The organism is Leisingera thetidis (genome assembly GCF_025857195.1).
Taxonomy (GTDB): domain Bacteria; phylum Pseudomonadota; class Alphaproteobacteria; order Rhodobacterales; family Rhodobacteraceae; genus Leisingera; species Leisingera thetidis.
Genome location: NZ_CP109787.1, coordinates 1,818,819 through 1,839,059 on the forward strand (window position 1 = coordinate 1,818,819; position 20,241 = coordinate 1,839,059).

Here is a 20,241-nt window from a genome sequence, read left to right on the forward strand (position 1 = left end):
GCACGGCGGGGATTTATGCGCACAAATATCTTGGGAAATCAGTTTGATAACGTTCTTAAGGCCACAAGCACCATCCGCGAGAGCCTATACGGTCTGGGCGGGAATGACACATTTTCGCTATACCACCACGATGCGGGGTCCAGTACGGTTCCCGATCTTTCAGACCGGTTTTTCGGCGGCGGCGGTAGCGATTGGCTGGGTTCCCTCAGCTTCGATCTGACCGCCGACGGCCAGCTGAACGACTACCGCGGACTTAGCTTCGATGGTGGCAAGGGCTACGACACGGTGTCCTCGGATGTGAACGTACAGATGACCGGCGGGTTCACGCTGGATCTTGGCCAGATCAAGACAAGTGTAACTTCGGTCGAGCATTGGGACTATGACATCGCGCTTCTCACCAGTACCGGGAGCGGAGATTTTGTTGTCCGGTCGGGCAAGAAAGACGACACGCTGGAAATTCAGCAATTGGCGTCCGCTGCGGGAAATGATGTCCAGGTCAGGACACTGGGAGGGGACGACAAGGTCTTTTACACCGCTTACCAGGATGTTGATGACCTGTTGGTGAAGACAGGCGTTGGACACGACTATTTTGAGTTCAACGGCGATTGGACCGTGTCAGCCGGTCTTCGCGTGTTCACCGGCAAGGGCAAAGACACAGTTATCATCAACGGATCGACACTCGCCACTCCGGACAGTCTCACCGCAACCATCAGTACCGGGAGCGGTGCGGATACCATCGTATTGGAAGGGATGCACGCGGAACGCCTGGATGCAGGTTCAGGCGCTGACGATATCTATGTGCTGACTGGCAACTTTACCAACGCCGCGGACTCAATCAGTACTGGCGCGGGCAAGGATCAGCTGTTTCTGGAGCTGGACGCCTATTCCACGGTGGCAATTCTTGACGATTTCTCGGCGGCCGACGACGTGTTTGTCTTCGACGCGGAGGAAGCAACCGTGTCGGTCCCGCGCAACACGGATGTGACCTTCAAGCGGTCTGTGTGGAAAAACTCCGACGAAGACCGTCTGTACATGAACAACGCCAAGGACAAGCTGTTCTATGGCGACAACATTCTGGTGGAGTTCACCACCGACGTAGAGTTGACCGCCGACAATTTCACAGTCGGAACCTGGGAGTTCTGACTCCTGCCGGAAGCTGTCAGGCTGAGCAGCTGGCCCCTCCGAGAACGCAGAACTTGGCGCAATGGGGATGGTTCAGTTGCACCGGATGTTCGGCCTCAGCCAAGGTTTCGCCCAATTCGAATTCCGGAGCATAGGGCAGCAGGGTGCAGGCAAGAACGGCGGGATTCCTTGCACCTTTGCGTTTGACGACCATTCGGGAGGACGCGCACATCACACTGTCCGGAGCCTTGTTGAGGATATCCCAGCAAGATGTTGTGATTTCCGGCACTTCCACGGTTTCGTCCATTTCCGGGAACAATACGGTTTGACCGGGGTTTTGTGCGTCAATGGCAAAGCGATGGGAGGCAAACAAAGCGGCATAGCCGGCGCGGGCTTCCGCTTCGCTTTCGCCCCAGACGGTACGGCCGGCCACCGCAATGCGGAAGCCGTGGTCGCGCAGCCATTCCATGCCTTCAATGGTCTTGGCAAAACTGCCCGCACCGCGTTCCTTGTCGTGCAATTCCCTGCTGTGGTGGTCAACCGAGATCCGCAGGGTCAGCAGCCCGTCCCCGAAATCGTCCCGCAGCTTCAGCAGCGCCGCCTGCACTGACTTGCGCATCATCGGCCGCATCGCGTTGGTGAGGATCAGCACCTCATAGCCGCGTTCCAATGCGGCCCGCGCCATGGCGGTGATTTCGGGATTCATGAAAGGCTCGCCGCCGGTAAACCCGATTTCCCGAACCGGCCAGCCGCGATCGGCGATCTGGTCCAGGTAGCTCTGAACCTCCGCTTCTGTCAGATAAACCAGCGCGTCATTGGTGGGGGAGCTCAGGATGTAGCAGTTGCTGCATTCGATGTTGCACAGGGTGCCTGTATTGAACCAAAGCGTTTCCGGATGGCTGAGCGGAACCGAAGCGCGCTCCTGACCCTCGGCCGTCACATAGGCGTCTTCAAATTTGCCCAGGTTCGCGACGGGTTTTTGCAGGTCTTTCATGCGGATGTCCTTTGGGGCAGTTCCTTTCGCCGGAAGCTACCTTATACTGGGCAGGAAATGAAAGCAGCCGGGCAGTCACATGACAGGGATGTGAGCGGCGGTGTGCCGCGCCTGAACCGGCGTAGACAGGAAGAACAACAATGGTTTCGCGTGTGATACCGGTCGATCCGTTTGACCTGGTGATTTTCGGCGGTACCGGCGATCTTGCACAGCGCAAGATCCTGCCGGCTTTGTTCCGCCGCCATTGCGCCGGCCAGCTGCCGGGCGGCGAGCGGATCATCGGGGCCGCACGCACGGCACTTTCCAATACGGAGTACCGGACTATCGTCGCCGAAGCGGTGCGCGCGCATGCAGGTCTCAAGGCGTGCGGGGGAGGCGCGCTCAACTCCTTTCTGGAACGGGTCCGCTACGTGGCGCTTGACGCCAAGGGGGAGGAGGGCTGGCCCGAGCTGGCGACTCATCTGCGTCCTGCGGACGAGGCGCCGGTCCGCATGTTCTATTTTTCGGTGGGCCCCGGTCTGTTCGGGCCGCTGGCCGAGCGGCTTCACCGCCATGAGCTGGCCAATCCGGACACCCGGATTGTGGTGGAAAAACCTTTTGGCCGGGATCTGGAAACCGCAAGGGAGCTGAACCGGACGCTCGCCAGCCACTTCGATGAAAGCCAGATCTACCGGATCGATCATTATCTGGGCAAGGAGACGGTGCAGAATTTGATGGCGGTCCGCTTTGGCAACATGCTGTTCGAGCCGCTGTGGAACAGCCAGTATGTCGATCACATCCAGATCACCGTTGCGGAAACGGTCGGCGTCGAGGGGCGCGAGGACTATTACGAGCGCGCGGGCGCCATGCGCGACATGATGCAGAACCACCTGATGCAGCTTCTGTGCCTGATCGCGATGGAGCCGCCGGCCAAGTTCGATCCTGACGCGGTGCGCGACGAAAAGCTGAAAGTCATCCGGGCGCTGGACCCGGTGGAGCCGCATCACATCGTGCGCGGCCAGTATCAGGCGCGGCTGGACCCCGAGGCACCGCATCCCTCCTACCGCGGACTGGTCGGCAACCCGCGCAGCACCACCGAAAGCTATGTGGCGCTGAAGGCGCATATCAGCAACTGGCGGTGGGCGGGCACGCCGTTCTACCTGCGCACCGGCAAGCGGCTGGTGAACCGGTCTTCGGTCATCAACGTGATGTTCAAGGATGCGCCGCATTCAATTTTCGGCGCTGAGGCGGGCCGCCATGCCAACCACCTGAAAATCCGCCTGCAGCCGAATGAGGGCATCACCCTGAGCGTGACCATCAAGGAACCCGGGCAGGGCGGCATGCGGCTGGTCGACGTGCCCTTGGACATGAGCTTTGCCGAGGCGCTGGGACCCGAAGGCGGCGATCCGCCGGACGCTTACGAGCGGCTGATCATGGATGTTGTGCGCGGCAACCAGACGTTGTTTATGAGAGGCGACGAGGTCGAGGCGGCCTGGGCCTGGACGGATCCTGTGATTGCGGGCTGGAAGTCCCGCGGCGATGTGCCTAAACCCTATGAAAGCGGCAGCACCGGACCCGGCGACGCCGATTTGCTGATGCGCCGCGACGGGCGTGAATGGAGAGGGATAAACCCATGAAATTCCACGAATACCCTGACCAGGAGATGCTGGCGATAGAAGTGGCAAATGAAATTGCCGGGGATCTGAAGACCCATCTGCTGCATCACGATACAGCGTCCCTGGCGGTTGCGGGCGGCACCACGCCCGGGCTGATCTTTGACGATCTTTGCGCTGCGGATATTGATTGGGACCGGGTGCATGTCATGGCGACTGACGAGCGCTGGGTACCTGCGGACAACGCCCGCTCCAATGCCGCGATGATCCGTGCGCGGCTGCTGCAGAACCGGGCAGCATCGGCGCAGTTCCTGCCGTTCCACGTGCTGAACCAGCAGCCGGAAGATGTGCTGGCGGAACTCGAAGACCAGGTGGAGCCGAACCTGCCCTTGTCGGTTCTGCTTCTTGGCATGGGTGAGGACATGCACACAGCCTCGCTGTTCCCCGGTGCCGATGGGATCGAGGCTGCTCTGGCGCCGGATGCGCCGGCATTCACCGTCATGCGGCCGGACAGCCAGCCCGAAGCGCGGATCAGCCTGACGGCGCGGGTGCTGGACGCCGCAATTGCCAAGCATTTGGTTATTTTTGGCAATGCCAAGCGACAGGCGTTAGAGCGGGCGATGGCGCTGCCGCCGGAAAATGCGCCGATCCAGGCTGTCTTGTCCGAGGTGTCGGTCCATTGGGCACCTTGAATTCAGGAAAGATACAGATGTTTACTGCTTTGAAGACGTTGCATTCACAGAAATGCGGCGGAAACATTGTTGATTTGTTCGAAGAAGACCCACAGCGTGCCAGCGGTTTCAGCGTTCGGTACGAAACACTTTTGTTTGACTACTCCAAGACGCAGATCACCGCCGAAGTGCGAGCGGGCCTGACCGCCTTGTGCGACGAGAGGGATGTTGCGGGCAGGCGCACGGCGATGTTTCAGGGCGGTCTGATCAACGAGACCGAGCGCCGCGCAGTTCTGCATACTGCCTTGCGGGATCCGGACGGGCCGCCGCTTGTGGTCGATGGTGAGGATATCCGCGCACCGCTGCGCCAGACCTTGGAACGGATGGAGGATCTTGCGCGCCGTATCCGTTCGGGGGAACTGGCCGGACCGGGCGGTGCGTTTTCCGATGTGGTCAATATCGGTATAGGCGGCTCCGATCTGGGGCCGGTGATGGCGACACTTGCACTTGCGCCGTATCATGACGGGCCACGCTGCCATTTTGTCTCCAATGCAGATGGCGCGCACATTCACGATATCCTGCAACGGATTGATCCGAAAACAACTTTGATCATCGTGGCATCCAAGACGTTTACCACGGTTGAAACAATGACCAATGCCGCCACCGCCCGGCGCTGGGTCGAAGGCGGCGGTGGCGATCCCGCCCGCCAATTCCTGGCTTTATCCACTTCGGAGGAGGAAACCGCTGCCTTTGGCATCCCGCGGGAGCATGTTTTTGGTTTCGAGGATTGGGTCGGGGGCCGCTACTCGGTCTGGGGGCCGATCGGACTGAGTGTCATGCTGGCCGTCGGTCCCGGGAATTTCCGCGCGTTCCTGGCAGGCGGCCGGGCGATGGACAGCCATTTTCAGCAGGCGCCCTGGGAGCGGAACATGCCCGTGATGCTGGCCTTGTCCGGCATCTGGCACAATCAGGTTTGCGGACACCCAACCCGCGCCGTGCTGCCTTACGACCAGCGGCTGCGGCGCTTGCCTGCCTATCTGCAGCAGCTTGAAATGGAATCGAACGGCAAGTCGGTTGCCATGGACGGATCGCCATTGCCGTACGCTTCAGGACCCATTGTCTGGGGCGAACCCGGAACCAATGGGCAGCATGCCTTCTATCAGCTGCTGCATCAGGGCACGTCGGTCGTGCCTGCGGAATTCCTGGTTGCAGCCAAGGGGCATGAGCCGGAACTGGACCAGCACCATCAGCTGCTGGTGGTCAATTGCCTGGCCCAGTCCGAGGCGCTGATGCGCGGGCGCGGCCTGGAACAAGCCCGGGCGCTGATGCAGGCCGCAGGCTATGAGGGAGCCGAACTGGAACGGCAGGCCCGGCATCGGGTGTTTCCGGGCAACCGGCCTTCAACGACGCTGATTTATCCGCAGCTGACTCCCTATGTGCTGGGCCAGATTATTGCGCTTTATGAGCACCGGGTATTTGTCGAAGGCGTGATACTTGGCATCAACTCCTTTGACCAATGGGGCGTGGAACTCGGCAAGGAGCTGGCGAATTCCCTGCTGCCGCTGCTGCGCCGTGAAGGGTCAGCGGCGCATAAGGACGGGTCCACCCGCGCGCTCCTTGCATTTGTTCAGGATGCCGGCCAGACCGGCGCCCGGGGCTCCGCCTGAGTGTTTGCGGGCGGGCCTCGCCTGTCCCGCCCGGGTTTTCACGGCATTGTCACACTGCTGGTGATGGTATTGACGAATGTTCCGGTTTCCGGATCCGTTAGCGATGAGAAGCTGCCGCCCCCTTCGGCGTCGGCCCATTGCCCGGTACCGCCCGTCAGGTTCCAGCTGCCGGTCAAGGCGCCGGACGGATCCATTGCTTCGGCGCTCCAATGCAGAACGACCTTGCCACCGGCGCTATCAGTGAAGGCGCAGAACCCGCCGCCGTCGACTGTGCCGGCTGCAATCTCAACCGCGCCAAAGCATGGCCCGGCGGCGCCATTCATCGGGTGATCCGCGTCCTCCATTTCGACGTTCTCATAGGAACTGCTGATCTGCATCACCATATGGCCTTCGGAAATTTGCGTGACCGAGCTGGTTGAGGTGCCGGTCCCTGTGCCGCCCTGGTCCCAGGTTGAAGCGGACGCTGCACTTCCCGCGCTGAATGCGCAAACCAGTGCCGCGATTAAGAAATGATGTGTCATACAGATACCCTCCCAACATCGCCGCCCGTACCTTTCAGGCGTGCGGTCAGAGCTTAGCACACTTCGGCCACATCCGCGCGGTTCAGAACCAGCAGGCCTGGTTCCGCTGGGGCCGGCCCGGCGGCGCTGCGCCGGTTGTTGGGACATGTGAGGAGTTTTGGAGCGGGTAGCGGGAATCGAACCCGCGCGTTCAGCTTGGGAAGCTGACAGGCTGCCATTACATCATACCCGCCTGTGATGAGCAGGATTATGCTGCAGCGCCAAGGAGGTCAATAGCGCTGCAGCGGAATTTCGGGCGTTTCCGGATCCGTCCCGGGGTCAGCCGCGCCGGCGGCGGCGACGGCCTCCGCCGGCGCCGTCGCCATCACCGCCGCCGGTGTTGAAATTCACCTGCGGCAGGGTCACGACAGTTGCCAGGATCGGGAAAGGCTCGGCCGAATTGGGGATCGCCGATGCGTTCACGAAATGCTCCTGGAAGCGCGGTTCCACGGCGGTTTCGATCTTCTCGATTCTGCGGACGGTTTCTTCGATCTCGCCGCGTGCTTCGGTATTCAGCAGCGCGATGCGGGCGCCTGTTCCAGCGGCGTTGCCTGCCGAAGTCACCTTGCCCAGCACGCAGTCGGGGATCATGCCCAGCACCATCGCGTGTTTGGCCGAGATATGCGCGCCAAACGCACCGGCCAGCACCACGCGGTCGACGTTCTCGACGCCGAATTTGTCCATCAAAAGGCGCGCACCGGAGTACAGCGCCGCCTTGGCCATCTGGATGGCGCGGATGTCGGGGTTGGTGACGGTGATGGTCGGGCCGCCCTCGGCGGAGCTGTCCCACAGCAGATAGGCGTTGGTCCGGCCATCCTGGATGCAGCGGGCGGAGCCGGTCTGCTCGGCCGAGCCGATCAGGCCGGAGGCATCCAGCACGCCGGCCATGCGCATTTCCGCAATCGCCTCGATAATGCCGGAGCCGCAGATGCCGGTGATGCCGGTGGTGGCGATGGATTCGGCAAAACCTGCCTCGTCCGACCAGATCTCGGACCCGATGACGCGGAAGCGGGGTTCCTTGGTCTCCGGATTGATCTCGACACGTTCGATGGCGCCGGGTGCAGCGCGCTGGCCGCTTGAGATCTGTGCGCCTTCAAAGGCCGGGCCGGTGGGCGAGGAACAGGCCAGTACCTTTTCCTTGTTGCCCAGCAGGATCTCCGCGTTGGTGCCCACGTCGACAACCAGCACCAGGTCTTCGGATTTGTCGGGCGCTTCCGACAGTGCGACGGCGGCGGCGTCCGCACCAACGTGGCCCGCAATGCAGGGCAGAAGATAGACGCGGGCGGCCGGGTGGATGTTCAGGTCAAGCTCTACGGCGCGCAAGGCAAGCGCGTTGGAGGTTGCCAGCGCAAATGGCGCCTGGCCCAGTTCAAACGGGTCGATTCCGAGGAACAGATGGTGCATCACCGGGTTGCAGACAAACACCGCGTCAACGATCAGCGCCTTGTCGATTCCTGCTTCTGCGGCGATCTGGGTGAACAGCGCGTTCATCCCTTCGCGCACCGCGCGGGTCATCTCCTGGTCGCCGCCCTTGTTCATCATCGAGTAGGACACCCGGCTCATCAGGTCTTCGCCAAAGCGGATCTGCGGGTTCATGATGCCGGAGGAGGCAACCACCTCGCCCGATTGCAGGTCGCACAGATGCGCGGCAATGGTGGTGGAGCCAAGGTCCACAGCCAGTCCGTAGATCGTGCCCTCGTAATAGCCGGGCCAGATGTGCATGATCTTGGGCGGATGGTTTGCGTCACCCTGATGCACGGCGACGGTGACCTTCCAGTTGCCCTTGCGCAGCGCCGGCTGCAGCACACTCAGGATATGCAGGTCGGTCTTGACGCCTTTCAGCTCCCACTGGGTCTCCAGCGCCTCGATCAGCCGCTCCATGTCGCCGGTCGGTTTGTGCATGTCGGGCTCTTCGACCTCGACATAGTACAGGCGGGTGGAGGGGTTCATGGTGATTTCGCGGGCCTCGGCACGCTTGCGCACTACCTGGCGGTGGACCTGGCTTTCCGGCGGCACGTCGATCACGATGTCGCCCTGCACGGTGGCCTGGCAGCCCAGGCGGCGGCCGTCGATCAGGCCGCGCTTGTCCTTGTAGCGCTGCTCGACCTTGTTCCACTCGCTGAGCGCGCCTTCTTCGGCGGTCACGCCGTGTTTGGAGAACTCGCCATAGGAAGGAGTGATCTGGCATTTCGAGCAGATCCCGCGGCCGCCGCAGACCGAGTCGAGGTCGACTCCGAGCTGCCGGGCAGCTGTCAGGATCGGCGTGCCCGCGGGGAAACGTCCGCGCTTGCCGGAGGGGGTAAACACAACGAGGGGTTCGTCAGTCATGCCTGTGGCCTTCTCATTCCGCAATTTAGGCGGAGCATATGGGCTTTTGCGGCAGGCGAAAGGCAAAGGGCGGCATTTTCCCGTCTGCGGGCGCCATTTTTGAAGATTTCATGACTTTCGGATGCGGATTTAAGGCGCACGGCGGTCAGGGGGCCTGCTGCCGCTCAACCTCTTTCAGCCACGCCAGAATCTTTTCCCGGTTTCCGTTCAACTGCGGGGCAGGGGCGCGGGTCGCGGGATCCGGCAGGCTGCTCATCTTGATCGGGTTGCCTGCCGCGGTGAAAGCCGGGCGGCCGTCCTCCCCCAGCACATCCACCACCATGTTGCGGGCCAGGATCTGCGGGTCCTGCAGCACCTGGTCCACGGTCTGGATCGGGCCGGTTGGAATGCCTGTTTTTGTCAGCAGCGCGATCCAATGGTGCTTTTGTTTGTCCAGCGTGACAGCCTCGATCAAACGCTTCAAAAGGCGGGCATTTTCGCACCGGGCAGGGTTGGTGGCAAAGCGCGGGTCGCCGCCCAGCGGCAGCTGCAGCGCATCGCAGAGCCGGGCAAACAGCGTGTCGTTGCCTGCCGCGATCACAAACAGCCCGTCCGCTGCGTGAAAGGTTTCAAACGGGGTGATCGAGGGGTGCCGCGCGCCGGACGGCTGCGGTGCCACGCCCGTGACCGTGGTGATGGCAATGGCATGTTCCAGCAGCGCCAGCTGGCTGTCCAGCATGGCCACGTCGACAAATGTGCCTTTGCCGGATTTCTGGACATCCAGCAGAGCGGCGAGGATCCCATGCCCCAGGAACATGCCCGCCGCGATGTCGCCGATCGAGACCCCGGCGCGCACCGGCTCGCGGTTCATTTCGCCGGTAACCGACATCACCCCGCCGCGGGCCTGCACCACCATGTCATAAGCCGGTTGCAGGGCATCGGGGCCGGTATGGCCAAAGCCGGACACCGCACCATAGATCAGCCGGGGGTGTTTTGCGTGAAGGTCCTCCCAGCCATATCCCAGCCGCTGCATCACGCCGGGGCGATAGTTCTCCAGCAGCACATCGGCCTGCGCCAGCAGCCGCTCGAAAATGGCGCGGTCCCGCGGGGCCTTCAGGTCCAGTGCAATGCTTTCCTTGCCGTGGTTGATGGCGGCAAAATAGGCGCTTTCGTCTCCTTTGAACGGCGGAAAGGCGCGGGTGTCGTCGCCGCTGCCAGGACGTTCCACCTTGATCACCCTGGCGCCCAGATCCGACAGGATCATCGAGCAGTATGGACCTGCCAGAACATGGGTGAGGTCCAGAATGGTGATGTCATCCAAAGGGCCGGGCATTTCAGAATCCTGCATAATCTGCGCAGGTTTCCTGATACGCTCCGGAGCGCGGTCCGCCTTGACCCAGATCAGCCGCCGGGCAGAGTTTTTCTGCACTGCAGGAATTCTTATGCCGGGCCTCTTTTCCCCCGGCCGGTTCTGTGCCATAGGGTCACCGCCAAACGGGGTTATGCATGGGGATGACAAATGCAGATTCGTGAGGCTCTTACCTTTGATGACGTTCTTCTGGTGCCGGGCGCGTCCAGCGTGCTGCCCAACACTGCCGATACCCGCACCCGGGTTACGCGGTCGGTGTCGCTGAACATTCCGCTGCTCAGCTCGGCGATGGACACGGTGACCGAGTCCCGCATGGCGATTGCGATGGCGCAGGCCGGCGGCATGGGCGTGGTCCACAAGAACCTGAACGTGGAAGAGCAGGCGCAGGAAGTGCGCCGGGTGAAACGTTTTGTCTCCGGCATTGTCTACAACCCCATCACCCTGACGGCGGACCAGACCCTGGCAGATGCCAAGGCACTGCAGGAACGCTACCGGGTCACCGGTTTCCCGGTGGTGGACGGCTCCGGCCGTGTCGTCGGCATCGTTACCAACCGCGACATGCGGTTTGCCTCCGATGACAGCACGCCGGTATCGGTGATGATGACCTCCGACAATCTGGCGATGCTGCAGGAGCCTGCGGAGCTGGAAGAGGCCAAGTCGCTGATGAAGGCGCGCCGGATCGAAAAGCTGCTGGTCTCTGACAAGAATGGCAAGCTGACCGGTCTGCTGACCCTGAAGGACACTGAACAGGCGGTTCTGAACCCCACCGCCTGCAAGGATGAACTGGGCCGCCTGCGTGTGGCTGCCGCCAGCTCGGTCGGCGACAGCGGTTTTGAGCGTTCCGAGGCGCTGATCGACGCGGGGGTCGATATTGTCGTCGTCGACACGGCGCACGGTCATTCCGCTGGCGTGATCGAGGCCGTGAAGCGGGTCAAGGCGCTGTCGAACAAGGTTCAGGTGATTGCCGGCAACGTGGCCACCGCCGAGGCCACCATGGCGCTGATCGACGCAGGGGCGGATGCGGTCAAGGTCGGCATCGGCCCGGGCTCGATCTGCACCACACGCATGGTGGCGGGCGTTGGCGTGCCGCAGCTGACCGCGATCATGGATTGCGCCGGTGCTGCTGGCGACACTCCGGTGATCGCTGATGGCGGCATCAAGTTCTCCGGCGATTTCGCCAAGGCGATAGCGGCAGGCGCGTCCTGCGCGATGGTGGGCTCGATGATTGCCGGCACTGACGAGTCCCCGGGTGAAGTGATCCTGTATCAGGGCCGGTCCTACAAATCCTACCGCGGCATGGGCTCGATGGGGGCGATGGCGCGCGGCTCGGCTGACCGGTACTTCCAGAAGGATGCGGCCAGCGACAAGCTGGTGCCGGAAGGCATCGAGGGCCAGGTGCCGTACAAGGGCGGCGCAAACGCGGTGATCCATCAGCTGGTGGGCGGCTTGCGCGCGGCGATGGGCTACACCGGCTGTGCCACCGTCGATGAGATGCGCAAGAATTGCAACTTTGTCCGCATCACCGGTGCCGGGCTCAAGGAAAGCCACGTGCACGACGTGCAGATCACCCGCGAAGCGCCGAACTACCGGGTGGGGTAAGAATCATGATGGCCGCGCGCATGAAAAGGGCAGGGGCGTGACCCCCGCCGCCCGCCTGCAGGCGGCCATCGAGATCCTCGACCTGATACTGGCAGGGGACCCTGCCGAAAAGGCGCTGACCTCCTGGGGGCGCCGCAGCCGGTTCGCCGGCTCCAAGGACCGTGCCGCCGTGCGCGACCATGTGTTCACCGCGCTGCGCTGCCTGCGTTCGCATGCGGCCATGGGCGGCGCCCGCAGCGGACGGGGGCTGATCCTGGGCGCGCTGCGCGAGGCAGGCCGGGACCCCGATGAGATGTTCAACGGGCAAGGCCATGCGCCTGCGCCGCTGACAGACGCCGAACGTCTGCTGCCGCCGCTTCCCGAAGGCGCGGGCGCTGTGGATATCCCCGACTGGCTTTGGCCCGAATTCAGCACCAGCCTGGGACTACAGGCCGAAGCCGCCGCGCGTGCCCTGCGCAGCCGGGCGCCGGTGCATCTTCGGGTGAACACGGTGCGGGGCACAATTGGCGCGGCACAAGAGGCTCTTGCGTCCGAGGGGATCACCACCCGGCCGCACCCGGCTGCCGCAACGGCGCTGGAAGTGATTGAAGGCGCCCGCAAGCTGCGCAATGCCGAGGCCTATCAGGACGGGCTGGTTGAGCTGCAGGATGCGGCCAGCCAGGCTGTGGTGGCGCACTTGCCGCTGGAGGATGGCATGAAGGTGCTGGACTTCTGCGCGGGCGGCGGCGGAAAAAGCCTTGCCATGGTGGCACAGGCCGGGATCCGGCTTTTCGCCCATGACGCCGACGCCAGGCGGATGAAGGACCTCCCGGCGCGGGCGGCGCGGGCGGGGGCGCCGGTTTCGGTTCTGTCCTCAGCGGACCTGGAGCGTCACGGCCCGTTTGATCTGGTTCTGTGTGACGTGCCCTGTTCCGGTTCAGGGTCCTGGCGGCGCGCGCCTGAGGGCAAATGGCGGCTGACGGCGGACGGCCTGCAGGCGCTGCAGCAGACCCAGTCGGAGATACTGTGCAAGGCGGCTGGCCTGACCGCCCCGGGCGGCTTCCTGGCCTATGCAACCTGCTCTATGCTGGATCGGGAAAACTCTGTTCAGGTTCAAGGCTTTATGCGCCAAAACCCGGCGTGGTCCCTGGCAGCGGAGAAAAGCTGGCAGGTGCAGGATGGCACCGATGGTTTCTATGTTGCCGTGTTGACGCGTGCGAATGGCGGTTGTTAGGGTCCACGCTGGAAAACTTAGGTGTTTCTTAACGTGGTTTTAACCGAAACGGCCGCGTTATGGCGGCACCAAGCACGATCGATGGAGCCGTGATGTCCGCTCGCCAAGAAACCTCCGTTCCGGAATTGCGGGTTTACGCGCCTGAGCACGCCAGGCTTGCGGCAACTTTGCTGCTGGCGCTGATGCTGATGTCCGGCCCCTGGCTGATCCCGCTGCCGGACTGGATGAGCCGCGGCTTCATCATGGTGGGGCTGACCCTGATGGCGGTTGCGGTGCTGATGGTTGTGCAGACCCGGATGCGGCTGAATGCGCGGGCCATGGCGGCGGAACTGCTGACCGGCTTTATCGAAAAGGATGCCACGCCCAGCTTTGTCACCGACGATGACGGGGTGATCCACGCCTGCAACGGCGCCGCGGTGAAGCGGTTCCAGGATGCCAGCCGGGACACGCTGTCCGGCACGTTGCGCTCGATCCTGGCCAACCCGTCTGCGGTCCTTTACCGGCTGCAAAGCCGGGCCCGGGTCGATGGCGCCGCGCGCGAGGACATCGTCACCCGGCGCGGCCATGTGCGGCTGGCGGTGCATCAGATGAACGGCGGCAGCTTCCTGTGGCGGGTCGAGGATATCCTCGACCGCGGCGGCAACGGCCGCGGCGCGGATGCGATGCCGGTGCCGATGATTACCGTCGGCCGTACCGGCGCCGTCCTGTTTATGAACGAGGCCGCCCGCACTCTGATCGGCGAGCGGGTGAAATCCACTGACCGCCTGTTTCCTTCGCTGCCTGTCATGCCGGGGCAGATCAACACGCTCAGCACCAAATCCGGTCCGGTTCAGGTGCTGATCAGCGAGACCAACCGCACCCAGGGCCGCAGCGAGCTGTTCCTGATGGAAGTGGACGAAAGCGGCTTTGACTCTGCCCAGGCCGGGCTGGAAGCGCTGCCGGTCCCCTTCCTCAAGGTTGCCCCGACGGGGGAAATCCTGACCACCAACCGCATGGCGCTGCGGCTGCTGGGCGTGAAAAGCTGCGCCAGCCTGAAACTGGGCCAGCTGATGGAAGGGCTGGGCCGCCCGATGGCGGACTGGCTGCGCGATACCGCAGACGGGCTGGCACCGAACAAATCCGAATTCCTGCGCCTGTCGCGCTCGGACAAGGAGGTCTTTGTCCAGGTGACCCTGACCCGGGTGGTGGAAGAGGGCACGCCGGTCCTGATCGCCGTACTGAATGACGCGACCGAGCTGAAGACACTGGAAGCGCAGTTTGTGCAAAGCCAGAAGATGCAGGCAATCGGCCAGCTGGCCGGCGGGGTGGCGCATGACTTCAACAACCTGCTGACGGCGATTTCCGGCCATTGCGACCTGCTGCTGCTGCGCCATGACCAGGGCGACCAGGACTATGGCGACCTGATCCAGATCCATGAGAATGCCAACCGGGCGGCCTCGCTGGTCAGCCAGCTGCTGGCGTTCTCGCGCAAGCAGACCCTGCAGCCGGAAACCCTGGATGTGCGGGACACGCTGTCGGATCTGACCCATCTGCTGAACCGCCTGGTTGGCGAAAAGGTTACCCTGACCCTCAGCCACGATCCGGTGATGAAGTCGATCCGTGCCGACAAGCGGCAGCTGGAACAGGTGCTGATGAACCTGGTGGTGAATGCGCGCGATGCGATGCCGCAGGGCGGGGAAATCCGGGTCGAGACCGAGGTCATTGCGCTGGACAAACCGCTGGAGCGTGACCGGGCCACCGTTCCCTCCGGCGATTGGGTAACGGTGAAAGTGTCGGATGAAGGCGTCGGCATTGCGCCGGACAAACTGCAGAAGGTATTTGAACCGTTCTACACCACAAAACGCACGGGCGAGGGTACCGGACTCGGTCTGTCAACGGCCTATGGGATTATCAAGCAGACCGGCGGCTACATTTTTGTCGACTCGGTCAAAGGGCACGGAACCCAGTTCACTCTGTTTTTCCCGGTCTTTAAACAGCAGGCGGAACCGCTGGCCGCGGACAAGCCGGCAGATGCAGCCGAAAATGCTGCCGCCGCTCAGCATGGCGAGGGCGTGGTGCTGCTGGTCGAGGACGAGGCCCCGGTGCGCGCCTTTGCGTCCCGCGCCCTCAGAATGCGCGGCTACACGGTTCTGGAAGCGGAATCCGCTGAGGATGCGCTGCGGACGCTGGAAGACCCCGGCCTGACGGTGGATGTTTTTGTGACCGATGTCGTCATGCCAGGAATGGACGGTCCCAGCTGGGTGCGCGAAGCATTGAAAGAGCGTCCCGACACCCGCGTGGTCTTTGTCTCCGGCTATGCCGAAGGCGCCTTTGGCGAGGCTGATCCCGATGTGCCGAACTCGGTTTTCCTGCCCAAGCCGTTCTCTCTCAACCAGCTGACGGAAACGGTGCACGCGCAATTGCACTGACACGGACGAATTGCAGCAGGGAAAGCCGCCGGAACCGGCGGCTTTCCGCGTTCATAAGGCTGGAATGGACTCGTAAAGTTCGAATTCAGCCGCGCGCTTGCGCCGTAGATGGCACGCTGCATCCGGGCTTGGCGCCAGACTTGCCCGAGGGCTGACATTCAGCCGCTCAAGCCGGATATCCATCTCCAGGCGCTGTTCCAGGAAACGCCTTAAAGCGTCCTGATCTTCATAGCGAAACAGATGGTTGACCTTGCAGCCGTTTGGTTGTGCTTCCAGGAACTTCGCCTGGCTGCCCACATTGGCAAAGGCAGGCGGCTTGCCCTTGCAGTAGGCATGCAGAAAATCATCGAAGCTGACACCCTTGGTTGAGTTGGGTTTGCCGTCCAGAAGGGGCCGCTGCCGGTACCTGTACCAGCTGCCAAGCCAGCTGACAGGTTCGCGCATTACCGCCACGACCTCCAGTTCGGCACCGCACACCTTTTCGAACATCGGGCGTATCCAGCGGTTGTAGCGGTAAACCGGCGCATGTTTCAGTTCCGGCGGGTCTGACATCACCAGATCCGCGCGGTTGCGCAATGCGGCCTGAAACGCGGTGGTGCCGGTTTTGGGAACGGAGAGAAGCGCCAGCCGTTCCTTGAAAAATATCATCATTCCGTTAACTGCCCGGTAAAATTTCTTGCTGTCGGTTAACCATAAACCCTTCTTTAACATCCGTGCCGTGAGGTGGGTACACCAGTTTTCTGTTGCAATGTTCTCTTTTTGATCTCATAAGGAACAAGAGGTGAACAAAGCAGTGATTGCCGCACGCCCCGGTGTGTGACACATAGAGAGGGACAAGGGACTATGGCGGATCTTTTGACCATGAAAAATAAAGTAAGCGGTGACAAGCAAAAGGCGCTCGACAGCGCGCTTGCTCAGATTGAGCGGCAGTTCGGCAAGGGCTCCATCATGAAACTCGGCGATGGCACCGCGCTGCAGGAGATCGAGGCCAGTTCGACCGGCTCCTTGGGCCTGGACATTGCGCTGGGGATCGGCGGCCTGCCGATGGGGCGGATCATTGAAATCTACGGCCCGGAAAGCTCCGGCAAGACCACGCTGACACTGCATTGCATTGCGGAACAGCAGAAAAAGGGCGGCGTCTGCGCCTTTGTCGATGCGGAGCACGCGCTGGACCCGCAGTATGCGGCCAAGCTGGGCGTCGACCTGGACGAGCTGCTGATCTCGCAGCCCGACACCGGTGAACAGGCGCTGGAAATCACCGATACGCTGGTACGTTCGGGTGCCGTGAACATGGTGATCGTCGACTCTGTGGCGGCGCTGACGCCGAAATCGGAGCTTGAGGGCGACATGGGCGACAGCAGTGTCGGTGTGCAGGCCCGGTTGATGAGTCAGGCGATGCGCAAGCTGACCGGCTCCATCAGCCGTTCCAAATGCATGGTGATCTTCATCAACCAGATCCGTATGAAGATCGGCGTGATGTTCGGCTCCCCCGAAACCACCACCGGCGGCAATGCGCTGAAGTTCTACTCCTCCGTCCGGCTGGATATCCGCCGCATCGGCGCGATCAAGGACCGGGATGAAGTGGTGGGCAACGCGACACGCGTCAAGGTGGTGAAGAACAAGGTCGCGCCGCCGTTCAAGCAGGTGGAATTCGACATCATGTATGGCGAAGGTATTTCCAAAATGGGTGAGCTTTTGGACCTGGGCGTGGCGGCGGGTGTCGTCAACAAGTCCGGGGCCTGGTTCTCTTACGGGGATGAACGGATCGGCCAGGGGCGGGAAAACGCCAAGACATTCCTGCGCGAAAACCCGTCGATTGCGTTTGACATCGAGGATAAGATCCGGGCTTCCCACGGGCTGGAATTCGAACGTCCGGATCTGGACGATGCGGATGATATTCTTGAGGCCTAAGCGCCGGGTCGTCTGATCAAAACCTGCGGATACGGGGGCGTGGCGGATGCTGCGCCCTTTTTCCTTGGCGCACGCCGCTTCCCGCTGTGGACAGTGCGCAGGCTGACGGTTAAACCTGCCCGGAACGCTTGTTTTAAGCCCGCAAGAGATCCCGCATATGCCGACGCTCAACGATATCCGCTCAACCTTTCTGACCTACTTTGCCAAACAGGGGCATGAGGTGGTCGACTCCAGCCCGCTGGTGCCGCGCAACGACCCGACCCTGATGTTCACCAACTCGGGCATGGTCCAGTTCAAGAACTGTTTCACCGGAGTGGAGACCCGCGACTACAAACGCGCGACGACATCGCAGAAATGCGTGCGCGCCGGCGGCAAGCACAACGACCTCGACAACGTCGGCTACACCGCGCGCCACCACACGTTCTTCGAGATGCTCGGAAACTTTTCGTTTGGCGACTATTTCAAGCATGAGGCGATCCCCTTTGCCTGGGAACTGATCACCAAGGAATTCGGTATTGCCAAGGACCGGCTCTATACCACCGTCTATCACACCGACGACGAAGCCTTTGAGATCTGGAAGAAGATGGGCGTTCCGGAGGACCGGATCATCCGCATCGCGACCTCTGACAACTTCTGGCAGATGGGCGATACCGGCCCCTGCGGCCCCTGCACCGAGATCTTCTATGACCACGGCGACCATATCTGGGGCGGCCCGCCGGGCTCGCCTGAGGAAGATGGCGACCGGTTCATCGAGATCTGGAACCTCGTCTTCATGCAGAACGAGAAGTTCGCCGACGGCTCGATGGTCGATCTGGAGATGCAGTCCATCGACACCGGCATGGGGCTGGAGCGGATTGCGGCGCTGCTGCAGGGCACGCACGACAACTATGAAACCGATCTGTTCAAATCGCTGATCGAAGCCTCGGCGAATGTGACCAATTCCGACCCGTTCGGGGCTCAGAACGTGCACCACCGGGTGATCGCCGATCACCTGCGGTCCTGCTCCTTCCTGATCGCCGAGGGCGTGCTGCCGTCGAACGAAGGCCGGGGCTATGTCTTGCGCCGGATCATGCGCCGCGCGATGCGCCACGCCTCGCTGCTGGGTGCCACCGATCCGGTGATGCACAAGCTGGTGCCGGCGCTGGTTCAGAAAATGGGCGCGGCCTATCCGGAGCTCGGCCAGGGCCAAGCGCTGATCGAAGAGACTTTCGAGCAGGAGGAAACCCGTTTTCTCCGGACATTGGACCGCGGCTTGAAGCTTCTGGATGACGCCTCCGCCGATCTGGACAAGGGCGATGTGCTGCCGGGCGAGACTGCGTTCAAGCTCTATGACACCTATGGTTTCCCGCTGGACCTGACCCAGGATGCCCTGCGTGCCAAGGAGATCGAGGTCGACACCGAGGGTTTCGACGCCGCCATGAAAGCGCAAAAGGAGAAATCCCGCGCTGGAGGCATTGGTCTGGGCGAAGCCGAAGATGTGAAGGTTTACTTCGATATTCTCGACTCAGCGGGGCCGACGGATTTCCTCGGCTATGAGACCGAACGGGCCGAAGGCCAGATCGTGGCAATCGTCAAGAATGGCGGGCAGCTGCAATCCGCGGCCAAGGGCGACACGGTTCAGATCATCCTGAACCAAACGCCGTTTTATGGAGAAAGCGGCGGCCAGGTTGGCGACACCGGAGTGCTGACCAGCGAGGGCGGCACTGCCCGCATCACCGATACCAAGAAAGTGGAAGGGCTGTTCCTGCACATTGCCGAAGTGACAGCGGGCGAAATTTCCGTTGGCAAGGGGGCCGCGATGGAAGTGGATCACGCGCGCCGCGGCAAGATCCGCGCCAACCACTCTGCCACCCACCTGCTGCACGAAGCGCTGCGCAACGCGCTGGGTGAGCATGTGGCGCAGAAGGGTTCGCTTAATGCTGCCGACCGTCTGCGCTTCGATTTCAGCCACAACAAGGCGATGAGTGCCGAAGAATTGGCCAAGGTCGGTGCCGAGGTGAACGATTTCATTCGCCAGAATACGCCGGTGTCGACGCGGATCATGACCCCGGATGATGCGCGCGGACTGGGTGCGCAGGCCTTGTTCGGCGAGAAGTATGGCGATGAAGTGCGTGTGGTCTCCATGGGCCGGGCGCCCACTGGCAAGGGCCACGATGGCGAGACTTATTCGATTGAGCTGTGCGGCGGCACCCATGTGAAGCAGACCGGCGACATTGGCACTTTCGTGATCCTGGGCGACAGCGCGTCCTCGGCTGGCGTTCGCCGGATCGAGGCACTGACCGGCGCCGCGGCGTTCGAGCATCTGGAACGTGAAGCCGGCCGCATGGCAGAAATTGCAGCGGCTCTGAAGGCGCAGCCTGCGGATGTCATGGACCGCCTCAAGGCGATGATGGATGAGCGCAAGGCGCTGCAGAACGAGATCTCCAGCCTCAAACAGCAGGTCGCCATGGGCGGCGGTTCCAGCGGCGGCGCGGAGGCCAGGGAGGTCAACGGCAGGAAGTTCCTGGCCCAGGCGCTGCAGGGCGTGTCCGGCAAGGACCTGCGCGGTCTGATTGACGCCCATAAGCAAAGGATCGGTTCTGGTGTGATCCTGCTGATCGCAGAGGACGACGGCAAGGTGGCCGTGGCCGCTGGCGTGACCGATGATTTGACCGGTGACATCTCTGCCGTGGACGTGCTGAAAGCGGCGGTTCCTGCCGTGGGCGGCAAGGGCGGCGGCGGCCGACCGGATATGGCTCAGGGCGGCGGCAAGGATTTCTCCGGCGCTGAAGCGGCCATCAAGGCAGCAGAGGCCGTGCTGGCAGGTTGACCATTTGGTCAAAAAATGC

The 20,241-nt window shown here is 62.3% G+C and carries 14 protein-coding genes and 1 tRNA gene; 9 read left to right on the plus strand and 6 right to left on the minus strand.

All coding sequences use genetic code 11. From position 1 onward, the window contains the following. Positions 1-15 precede the first annotated feature (15 nt). Positions 16-1,143: a hypothetical protein gene (locus OKQ63_RS08670; RefSeq protein WP_264213526.1), complete on the plus strand. Its 1,128-nt coding sequence runs from the start codon at positions 16-18 to the stop codon at positions 1,141-1,143. Positions 1,144-1,159: 16 nt separating this feature from the next. Here OKQ63_RS08670 and OKQ63_RS08675 read toward each other — a convergent pair whose 3' ends face one another. Continuing rightward, the gene (locus tag OKQ63_RS08675; RefSeq protein WP_264213527.1) at positions 1,160-2,116 is read right to left on the minus strand and encodes a radical SAM protein; all 957 of its coding nucleotides are present in this window, start codon (positions 2,114-2,116) and stop codon (positions 1,160-1,162) included. A gap of 140 nt (positions 2,117-2,256) precedes the next feature. Here OKQ63_RS08675 and zwf point away from each other — a divergent pair, with 140 nt between their 5' ends. The 3 genes from zwf to pgi are packed head-to-tail and all read left to right on the plus strand — an operon-like array spanning position 2,257 to position 6,046. Next, positions 2,257-3,732, plus strand: a complete 1,476-nt coding sequence (gene zwf / locus OKQ63_RS08680) for a glucose-6-phosphate dehydrogenase (RefSeq protein ID WP_264213528.1) — start codon at positions 2,257-2,259, stop codon at positions 3,730-3,732. Continuing rightward, positions 3,729-4,400, plus strand: a complete 672-nt coding sequence (pgl, locus tag OKQ63_RS08685) for a 6-phosphogluconolactonase (RefSeq protein ID WP_264213529.1) — start codon at positions 3,729-3,731, stop codon at positions 4,398-4,400. Before zwf ends, pgl begins: the two co-directional genes overlap by 4 nt. Before the next feature lie 17 nt (positions 4,401-4,417). Further along, complete coding sequence (pgi, locus tag OKQ63_RS08690) at positions 4,418-6,046, plus strand: glucose-6-phosphate isomerase (protein ID WP_264213530.1); 1,629 nt, start codon at positions 4,418-4,420, stop codon at positions 6,044-6,046. Between the two features lie 38 nt (positions 6,047-6,084). On the opposite strand, the gene OKQ63_RS08695 is transcribed toward pgi, so the two are convergent. The 4 genes from OKQ63_RS08695 to OKQ63_RS08710 form a co-directional block, all read right to left on the minus strand. After that, positions 6,085-6,423 (minus strand): hypothetical protein, encoded by a 339-nt coding sequence (locus OKQ63_RS08695; RefSeq protein ID WP_264213531.1) that lies wholly within the window; start codon positions 6,421-6,423, stop codon positions 6,085-6,087. A 302-nt stretch (positions 6,424-6,725) separates the two neighbouring features. Next, positions 6,726-6,799: transfer RNA gene (locus OKQ63_RS08700), tRNA-Gly, on the minus strand. 86 nt (positions 6,800-6,885) lie between these two features. Continuing rightward, on the minus strand, positions 6,886-8,934 hold the full coding sequence (locus tag OKQ63_RS08705; protein ID WP_264213532.1) for an ASKHA domain-containing protein: 2,049 nt from the start codon (positions 8,932-8,934) through the stop codon (positions 6,886-6,888). 145 nt (positions 8,935-9,079) lie between these two features. Next, positions 9,080-10,246 (minus strand): CaiB/BaiF CoA transferase family protein, encoded by a 1,167-nt coding sequence (locus OKQ63_RS08710; protein WP_264213533.1) that lies wholly within the window; start codon positions 10,244-10,246, stop codon positions 9,080-9,082. 186 nt (positions 10,247-10,432) lie between these two features. Here OKQ63_RS08710 and guaB point away from each other — a divergent pair, with 186 nt between their 5' ends. The 3 genes from guaB to OKQ63_RS08725 all read left to right on the plus strand — a co-directional run bounded on the left by guaB (position 10,433) and on the right by OKQ63_RS08725 (position 15,502). Then, a complete protein-coding gene (guaB, locus tag OKQ63_RS08715) occupies positions 10,433-11,881 on the plus strand; it encodes an IMP dehydrogenase (RefSeq protein ID WP_264213534.1) in 1,449 nt (482 codons plus the stop codon). Positions 11,882-11,918: 37 nt separating this feature from the next. Then, on the plus strand, positions 11,919-13,094 hold the full coding sequence (locus tag OKQ63_RS08720) for an RsmB/NOP family class I SAM-dependent RNA methyltransferase (protein WP_264213535.1): 1,176 nt from the start codon (positions 11,919-11,921) through the stop codon (positions 13,092-13,094). A 92-nt stretch (positions 13,095-13,186) separates the two neighbouring features. Continuing rightward, complete coding sequence (locus OKQ63_RS08725; RefSeq protein WP_264213536.1) at positions 13,187-15,502, plus strand: hybrid sensor histidine kinase/response regulator; 2,316 nt, start codon at positions 13,187-13,189, stop codon at positions 15,500-15,502. Between the two features lie 51 nt (positions 15,503-15,553). Here OKQ63_RS08725 and OKQ63_RS08730 read toward each other — a convergent pair whose 3' ends face one another. After that, positions 15,554-16,153, minus strand: a complete 600-nt coding sequence (locus OKQ63_RS08730) for a gamma-glutamyl kinase (protein WP_264213903.1) — start codon at positions 16,151-16,153, stop codon at positions 15,554-15,556. Positions 16,154-16,345: 192 nt separating this feature from the next. Here OKQ63_RS08730 and recA point away from each other — a divergent pair, with 192 nt between their 5' ends. Next, positions 16,346-17,413, plus strand: a complete 1,068-nt coding sequence (gene recA / locus OKQ63_RS08735) for a recombinase RecA (RefSeq protein ID WP_264213537.1) — start codon at positions 16,346-16,348, stop codon at positions 17,411-17,413. 157 nt (positions 17,414-17,570) lie between these two features. Next, positions 17,571-20,222, plus strand: a complete 2,652-nt coding sequence (alaS, locus tag OKQ63_RS08740; protein WP_264213538.1) for an alanine--tRNA ligase — start codon at positions 17,571-17,573, stop codon at positions 20,220-20,222. The last annotated feature ends 19 nt before the right edge of the window (positions 20,223-20,241 follow it).

What these genes read in the sequence shown, in the direction of transcription:
- alaS (WP_264213538.1), top strand. Translation starts at nt 17,571, where the DNA reads ATGCCGACGCTCAACGATATCCGCTCAACCTTTCTGACCTACTTTGCC.
- OKQ63_RS08710 (WP_264213533.1), bottom strand. Translation starts at nt 10,246, where the DNA reads ATGCCCGGCCCTTTGGATGACATCACCATTCTGGACCTCACCCATGTT.
- OKQ63_RS08730 (WP_264213903.1), bottom strand. Translation starts at nt 16,153, where the DNA reads ATGATGATATTTTTCAAGGAACGGCTGGCGCTTCTCTCCGTTCCCAAA.
- OKQ63_RS08725 (WP_264213536.1), top strand. Translation starts at nt 13,187, where the DNA reads ATGTCCGCTCGCCAAGAAACCTCCGTTCCGGAATTGCGGGTTTACGCG.
- OKQ63_RS08705 (WP_264213532.1), bottom strand. Translation starts at nt 8,934, where the DNA reads ATGACTGACGAACCCCTCGTTGTGTTTACCCCCTCCGGCAAGCGCGGA.
- OKQ63_RS08695 (WP_264213531.1), bottom strand. Translation starts at nt 6,423, where the DNA reads ATGCAGATCAGCAGTTCCTATGAGAACGTCGAAATGGAGGACGCGGAT.
- OKQ63_RS08670 (WP_264213526.1), top strand. Translation starts at nt 16, where the DNA reads ATGCGCACAAATATCTTGGGAAATCAGTTTGATAACGTTCTTAAGGCC.
- recA (WP_264213537.1), top strand. Translation starts at nt 16,346, where the DNA reads ATGGCGGATCTTTTGACCATGAAAAATAAAGTAAGCGGTGACAAGCAA.
- pgl (WP_264213529.1), top strand. Translation starts at nt 3,729, where the DNA reads ATGAAATTCCACGAATACCCTGACCAGGAGATGCTGGCGATAGAAGTG.
- OKQ63_RS08675 (WP_264213527.1), bottom strand. Translation starts at nt 2,116, where the DNA reads ATGAAAGACCTGCAAAAACCCGTCGCGAACCTGGGCAAATTTGAAGAC.
- guaB (WP_264213534.1), top strand. Translation starts at nt 10,433, where the DNA reads ATGCAGATTCGTGAGGCTCTTACCTTTGATGACGTTCTTCTGGTGCCG.
- zwf (WP_264213528.1), top strand. Translation starts at nt 2,257, where the DNA reads ATGGTTTCGCGTGTGATACCGGTCGATCCGTTTGACCTGGTGATTTTC.
- pgi (WP_264213530.1), top strand. Translation starts at nt 4,418, where the DNA reads ATGTTTACTGCTTTGAAGACGTTGCATTCACAGAAATGCGGCGGAAAC.